Origin of the sequence: Methylibium sp. (genome assembly GCF_013817365.1) — a bacterium.
In the GTDB taxonomy this organism is placed as follows: Bacteria; Pseudomonadota; Gammaproteobacteria; order Burkholderiales; family Burkholderiaceae_C; genus Methylibium.
This window is the reverse complement of record NZ_JACDCU010000244.1, coordinates 1-6,282: the sequence shown is the minus strand read 5'-3', so window position 1 is coordinate 6,282 and position 6,282 is coordinate 1. Positions and strand designations below refer to the sequence as shown.

Here is a 6,282-nt window from a genome sequence, read left to right as displayed (position 1 = left end):
CAGCGCATTGATCGCCGTTTCCATGTTGGCGGCCAACACCGCACGGCCGGGCGGTACGTCGTCCGGCAGCAAATGCACCGCTTCGACCGGGACGGTGTAGCGCGTTTGATGCGGATACAGACAGAACACCCGCCGGCCGAGCAACTCGGGCGGCCCGGCCTCGACCACGCCGACGCTGTTGTAGCCATACTTCACCGGCCCGGGAAAATCACCGGCCTGGAACGGCGCACGCATGCGGCCGTACTCGCTGGCCGGCACCTCGCCGCGCCAAACGAGCAGCTCGGTGCCGCGGCTGACAGCGCTGTGCAGCGTGCGCACCTGCACCTCGTCGGGTCCCGGCGCATGCAAGGGCTCGCGGCGGATCTCGGCCCCGCCGGGGGCGACGATCCAGCAGGCACGCGCTTCGCTGGACGAAGAAGGCTCGGGAGGCTGGGCAGGCGCGGCGGCTGGTGGCATGCTGGCAATCGAAGGGCGAGGGCAAAGGCGATGACGACGGTGACGAACACAAGCGCGGCGATCTTAAGATGATGGACGTGCGGACCGCGTCCTCCTCCCCCTCGCCTCTCGACACTGCCAATGCAGCGTCCTCCGAAACCCTCGTTTCACTGCGCCGGCAATGGCTGCGCGAGGCGCTGATCGCGGCGGTGCTGCTCGGCGTAGCGGCGGCCGGTGCAGGCGCGCGCGCCGGCCTGTCGCCCTGGTTCGCACCCAAGGCCCTGGCAATGTTCAGCATCGCGGCCTGGCTGGTCTGGCGCGGCCTGAACGACCATCCGCATCGCGCCTTCGGCGGCGCCAACCGCGTGACGGTGCTGCGGCTCGCGCTGACGCTCGGCCTCGCCGCCTGCCTGGGCGAGCCGGTCGTTGCCCGGCCCGCAGCGGCCTGGGTCTTCGTCGTTGTCGCCACGATCGCCGCAGTGCTCGACGCAGCCGACGGGCCGCTGGCCCGGGCCAGCGGACTCGCCAGCAACTTCGGCGCGCGCTTCGACATGGAAACCGATGCGTTCCTGTTGCTCGTGCTCGCGCTGCTGCTGGTCCAACTCGACAAGACGGGCGCCTGGGTGCTGCTGTGCGGTCTGCTGCGCTACGCCTTCGTCGCCGCGATGTCGGCCTGGTCGTGGCTGGCCCGGCCACTGCCGCCGAGCCTGCGGCGCAAGACCGTGTGCGTGGTGCAGATCGTCGTGCTGATCGTCGGCCTGGGCCCCATCATCAGCCGTTCGTTCGCGAGCGCCATCGCCGCCCTCGGCCTGGCGGCCTTGCTGTATTCCTTCGCTGCAGACGTGGCCTGGCTGGCGCGCGCGCGGCATCAACCCTGGAAGCCTTCGGCATGAACACCTCGATGCTCCCCTCCTCGATCGGCCCGCTGCTGCGGCGGCAGGCGACAAGACTCGCCGGCGCGGCCTTGCTCGCCGTGGCGGCCGCGGCCACGCCGGCCCAGGCGCAATCGGCCCGCTACGAGCTCGACCCCGACCACCTCTCGATCGGCTTTCTGGTCGAACACGTCGGCTACCAGAAGATCCTGGGCATGTTCCGGGCCGCCAAGGGCAGCTACACCTTCGACGAGGCCCAGGCTCAGTTGTCCGACGTACGCATCGAAGTCGACACCGCCAGCGTGTTCAGCAACCACAAGAAGCGCGACGACCACCTCAAGGGCCCGGACTTCCTCAACAGCTCGGAATTCCCGAACATGGTGTTCACCGCCACCGGCGCCAAGAAGACCGGCGAGCGCACGTTCGAGATCGCCGGCCAGCTCGAACTGCTCGGCCGCAAGCAGCCGCTGGTGCTGCAGGCCACGTGGAACAAGAGCGCCGAGTCGCCGATGGGCGGCGGCATCCTCGGCGGCAAGCCCTACGTGATGGGCGTGTCGGCGCGCGGCAGCTTCAAGCGCAGCGCTTACGGCATGAACTACGCGGTGGCGAACGGCTGGGTCGGCGACGAGGTGGCGCTGATCATCGAATTCGAGGCGATCCGCAAGTAGTGATCGGCCGGGCAATGGGATCGCCCCGCGCCGCGCGTCACGCGGTGAGCGACGCGCCTGCGGACCGCCGCCTCATCCGCCAGCCGACGGCGACAAGGCCGAGCAGCGTCAGCGCCCATGTCGAGGGCTCGGGCACCGGCGCCGCAAAGCCCAGCTGCGCGCTTGCCACGCGCTGCAGCGCGAGCGCGTCGGCCGCGCTGATGCCGAGTTCGAACGCGGCAAGCTCCCCCGCACCGAGCGACGCGGGATCGACGCCCGTGATGCTGCCGAACAAGGCAAGCGCGCTTAGGTAGGAGCCCGCCGTGCTGGCGTGCGTGCCGTCGTCCCACCACAGGTCGATGAGGGCGTCGCTGCCGGCATCGGGGGCGTAGATGTCGCGCGTGGCGATGCCGCTCGCCACCGCGCTCATGAAGGAGTCGCCCACCGGCGCGACGCCCGCGAATCCCGGGTTCGACGCCGCCAGATCGAAGTACGCATCGTGCAGATCGGCCGTCATGGCTTCGAGCGTGGGATAGAAAGACGTGGCCGGCGTGGTGGTGAAGCTCACGGCGCCGGTGACGGGGTCGGTGACGGTGGTGAAGGGCGCGTTGACGAGGTTCGGTCGCGCCCAGGTCTGGTAGAGGTACACGTCCGTGGCGGCGCTGGCGTTGGCGTTCGCCGGCACGTTGCGCAGCAGATTGCACGAGCCGGCCGAAGCGCCAGTGATCGCCTGGCAGGTCGCGCTGGTGCCGCCGATGATCTCTCGCTCGCGGTAGCTCTGCGCCGCACCGTCGTGCACGAACTGTTCGATCTTGTTCGCATAGGCGCTGAAGTAGGCCGGGTTCGAGGCCAGGCCGGGCTGCTTGGGCAGCGCTTCGTCGCTTTGCTCCTGCAGCACCACCTTGCCCCACTGGCGCGATGCGATGTTGCCGCGCAGGTCCCAGTCCGCCGGGTTGGAGTTGAGGAAATGGCCGCGCAGCGAAGCGGCGTTGCGGGTGGACAGCGCCACGTCGTAGTCCAGCCCCGCCTGCACCGTGAACTGCTTGAAGATGCCCGGCACGCCGCCCCACGGGTGCGGCTCGAAAACGTTGCTGCCGGTGGCGTTGGCCTGCCACATCGCATTCGTCAGGTCGGTGACGTTCGCGGTGTTGTAGCTCATCACCAGATCGTTGCGACCGAAGGTGTAGCTGTTGCCGACGAAGAGGATGGACACCGGTTCCGCCTGCACGGCAGGAACGCACGCCATCCCGGCGAGCACCAGAGCGAATAGCTTGTTCATTGCGCAGTCTCCTTTTGTAAGCCCGCTTGTCCGAGACGGTTCACGGTCTCTCGCGTGCCGGAACGCGAGTCTCCAACGCGGGTGCAGCGTAGTCCGGCAGGAAGCGGCACCCGACGCCGAACTCCGCCTCGAACGCAGGGCATTGCTGCGCAATGCCGGCCGCAGTCGGCTTGACGTCCTGGTCCACCCATTGCAGCAGGGCGGCCAGCAGCGTCGCATAGGTCGCATCGCTCAGGTAGCTGTGCACGGCGTGGTCCGTGAAGGTCTGAACCAGCCGCCCCGCGCTGCCGCCGCTCTCCATGACGGTCTTGAAATACGCGTCGAGCTCGACGAAGGCGGTCGGGTCGCCAGTCCCCTTGACGCTGAGCACCGGCACGGGAATGCGGCCGGTCGGGTCAGTGTCTTGCGCGAAGCGCTCGACCGCCTGCGCGTCGGCCGCGTAGCGCTGCACGCCGGCGTTGAGCGCTGCGTCGTCCGGCGAGCCGCTGTACTGCGCGCCGATGTTGCCGAAGGGGCTGGCTCCTCCCGTTCGCTCCTGCACGACATCTTGGAAATGGAAGGTGCCCCAGTTGAGATGCGCCTGGATCGAGCTTTCCGGGACACGGATCACGTTCACGATGGTCTCGACCTTGGCCTGCTGTTCGGCGGTCCGCTGGTCCGCCGGCTTGTCCAGGCCCAGGCATTCAGCGGTGCGGGCGGCCAGCTCCGCCCTTGTCATGGAAGAGTCCGCCGGTAGCCCGATCGACAGCGCATAGCTCGCTTCGTTCGGCCGCGGATGGTTGTTGCACAGGTACTGGTACACCACGCGCAAGTCCAGCCAGAAGTCGTAAGAGCGGGTGCCTCCCGCAAGCACACCGCTCGTCAGAAGCACGGCGTCGTAGGGCTGCGAGCCGGTGCTCTCCTCGGTGAACATTTCTGCCGCCTTCGCCGCGACGCCGGCGCCCCAGGACTGGCCGTGCAGGATCGTTCGCCGCGGCGAGGCGACGTGCTCCTCGAAGATCTGTCGCAGACGCTCGGTGTCTTCGGCTGCGGCGCGGACTTCGACGCCGCCCTGGCGGAAGGTGGAGCCGGCCCAGGCATAGCCCGCCTTCACCATCAAGGCCCAGCGCGTCAGGTCGTCGGCCGAGCGATCCGGCGTCGGTGCATCGAGACTCGGGCCGCCGTGGGCGTGCAGCACGAGATTGCCGTTCCATTCCTTGGGCATCGCGATCAGGTAGTAGGCCCCTTCGGAATCCTGGCCGGCGAGGCAGCTCGCGATGGCGGTCAGGGCTTCAGGGCAGGCTGCAGCGGTGGGGGCTGCCTCTTGCAGGTCGTCGTCGTCATCACCGCCGCCGCAGGCGCCGAGCACCAGGGACAGGGCAGCAGCCGCAAGGAGGGGTGAGCCGATGAGGCGCATCGAGGGTGTCTCCTGGTGTTGTCCAAAGGGCGTCGGCATCGTCGCAATCGACAGTTCATATGTCCAATACGATTGAAATCCCTGGTTGATACCATACGCGTATGGAGATTCGCCATCTGCGCTACTTCCTCGCCGTTGCCGACGCGGGCCACATGACGCGCGCCGCCATGCAACTGGGCATCCAGCAGCCGCCCTTGAGCCAGCAGATCAAGGCCCTGGAGTCGGAACTCGGCTTTGCGCTGTTCCGGCACCACCCGAAGGGCGTCAGCCTCACCGACGCGGGCCGGCTCCTGCAGGTCGAATCCGCACGCCTTCTGCGCGACTTCTCTGCGTTGCAGGAGCGCATGCACTCGCTGGTCGAAGGCAAGCGCGGCCTGCTCTCGATCGGCTTCACCAGCTCGGCGGCCGCGCATGAGTTCACGCCCCATGCCTTGCGCGAATGCCGCGGCCAGCACCCGGACATCGGCTGGAGCTGAGCGAGAACAACGCAGCGGAAATCACAGAGGCGGTGGCCAGCGGCCGCCTGCACTGCGGCCTGCTGCGCGTGCCGGTGTCGCGTCCTGCGGAGCTGACGTTCGAGACGCTGCTGCACGAGGCGGCGGTCGTCGCCCTGCCGATCGATCATCGCCTCGCGAAAAAGCGCAAGGACGGCCGGCCACGAGTGGTGGCGGTCAAGGACTTGCACGCGGAGCCGATCATCCTGGTGCGGCGCCCCGGCGCGCCGGGTCTGTACGCCAATCTGCTGGCGCTTTGCGACGAGCAGGGCGTGCGTCCACGTGTCGTGGCGGAGGTGAGCCGGATGCTGACCAACCTCAACCTCGTCGCCGCAGGCGCCGGGATCTCGGTAGTGCCGTCGTCCATGCAGGGTTCGCATCCCCATGCCATCGTCTACTGCCCGCTCGAGGCAGGCGCAAAGCTCGACGTACCGCTGACTCTGGCCTACCGAAGTGCCGACAACATCGGGCCCACCGACACGTTCACCACGCTGCTGCGACAACTCGCGCGCAAGCGGTATGCGGGTCGCCGAGCGCAGGCTTGATCCATGGCGCAACCGTTCAGCCCGGCACGGCCGCCGTCTCGCCGCAGCTTTCTTGCAGTGTCGGCATGGGCGGGGGGATGCGGGCTCGCCGGCCGCGCCTTCGCCCGGCCGCAGCGGCCGGTACGCATCTTGGTCGCCTATCCCCCTGGCGGCCTGAGCGACGAGATCGCGAGTGCCATCGCGAGGCGACTGTCGGCGCAGCTCGGCACCGCTGTTGTGGTCGAGAACCGGGCCGGAGCCGGCGGCGTCATCGCCATGGGGGCGCTGGCCCGGTCGCCCCCGGACGGCCACACGCTGTGCTTCTCGGCCATCAGCCCGCTGGTCCTCTCGCCCTTGCTGGGCAAGGTGAGCTACGACCCCGAACGCGACATCGCTGCGGTGATCAGCGTGATGGTCACGCCCGTGCTGGTCGTCGCCACGCCGGCGTTCAAGGGGACGCAGTTCGCCGATCTGCTGGCGCAGGCGAAGGCGCGGCCGGGCGCCCTGCGCTGGGCAACATCGGGCCGCGGGACGCTGGGCCACATCGTCGCGCAACAGGTCGCCTTGCGTGGCGGCATCCGGATCACGCACATCCCCTACAAGGGAGGCGGCCCCCAGCTGACGGATGCGCTGAG

At 68.7% G+C, this 6,282-nt stretch carries 5 protein-coding genes and 2 pseudogenes; 4 read left to right on the top strand and 3 right to left on the bottom strand.

Annotation, left to right across the window (positions count from 1 at the left end; translation table 11 throughout):
• Positions 1 to 456 (bottom strand): annotated as a pseudogene (locus H0W38_RS14440) (dehydrogenase); the annotation flags it as partial.
• Positions 457 to 524: 68 nt separating this feature from the next.
• Between H0W38_RS14440 and H0W38_RS14435 the strand changes: the two are divergent.
• A complete protein-coding gene (locus tag H0W38_RS14435) occupies positions 525 to 1,328 on the top strand; it encodes a CDP-alcohol phosphatidyltransferase family protein (RefSeq protein WP_292455251.1) in 804 nt (267 codons plus the stop codon).
• Entirely contained in the window at positions 1,325 to 1,975 is a 651-nt protein-coding gene (locus tag H0W38_RS14430; protein ID WP_292455249.1) for a YceI family protein, read from the top strand. Before H0W38_RS14435 ends, H0W38_RS14430 begins: the two co-directional genes overlap by 4 nt.
• Positions 1,976 to 2,012: 37 nt before the next feature.
• On the opposite strand, the gene H0W38_RS14425 is transcribed toward H0W38_RS14430, so the two are convergent.
• Complete coding sequence (locus H0W38_RS14425; protein WP_292455247.1) at positions 2,013 to 3,233, bottom strand: PEP-CTERM sorting domain-containing protein; 1,221 nt, start codon at positions 3,231 to 3,233, stop codon at positions 2,013 to 2,015.
• 40 nt (positions 3,234 to 3,273) lie between these two features.
• Entirely contained in the window at positions 3,274 to 4,629 is a 1,356-nt protein-coding gene (locus tag H0W38_RS14420; protein WP_292455245.1) for a hypothetical protein, read from the bottom strand.
• Positions 4,630 to 4,730: 101 nt separating this feature from the next.
• On the opposite strand from H0W38_RS14420, the pseudogene H0W38_RS14415 reads away from it, so the two are divergent.
• Together H0W38_RS14415 and H0W38_RS14410 are read left to right on the top strand one after the other, a co-directional pair.
• Positions 4,731 to 5,668: pseudogene (locus tag H0W38_RS14415) on the top strand (LysR family transcriptional regulator).
• 129 nt (positions 5,669 to 5,797) lie between these two features.
• The coding region (locus H0W38_RS14410) for a tripartite tricarboxylate transporter substrate binding protein (protein WP_292455242.1) at positions 5,798 to 6,282 on the top strand (485 nt) is incomplete at its 3' end.

What these genes read in the sequence shown, in the direction of transcription:
- H0W38_RS14435 (WP_292455251.1), top strand. Translation starts at nt 525, where the DNA reads ATGATGGACGTGCGGACCGCGTCCTCCTCCCCCTCGCCTCTCGACACT.
- H0W38_RS14430 (WP_292455249.1), top strand. Translation starts at nt 1,325, where the DNA reads ATGAACACCTCGATGCTCCCCTCCTCGATCGGCCCGCTGCTGCGGCGG.
- H0W38_RS14425 (WP_292455247.1), bottom strand. Translation starts at nt 3,233, where the DNA reads ATGAACAAGCTATTCGCTCTGGTGCTCGCCGGGATGGCGTGCGTTCCT.
- H0W38_RS14420 (WP_292455245.1), bottom strand. Translation starts at nt 4,629, where the DNA reads ATGCGCCTCATCGGCTCACCCCTCCTTGCGGCTGCTGCCCTGTCCCTG.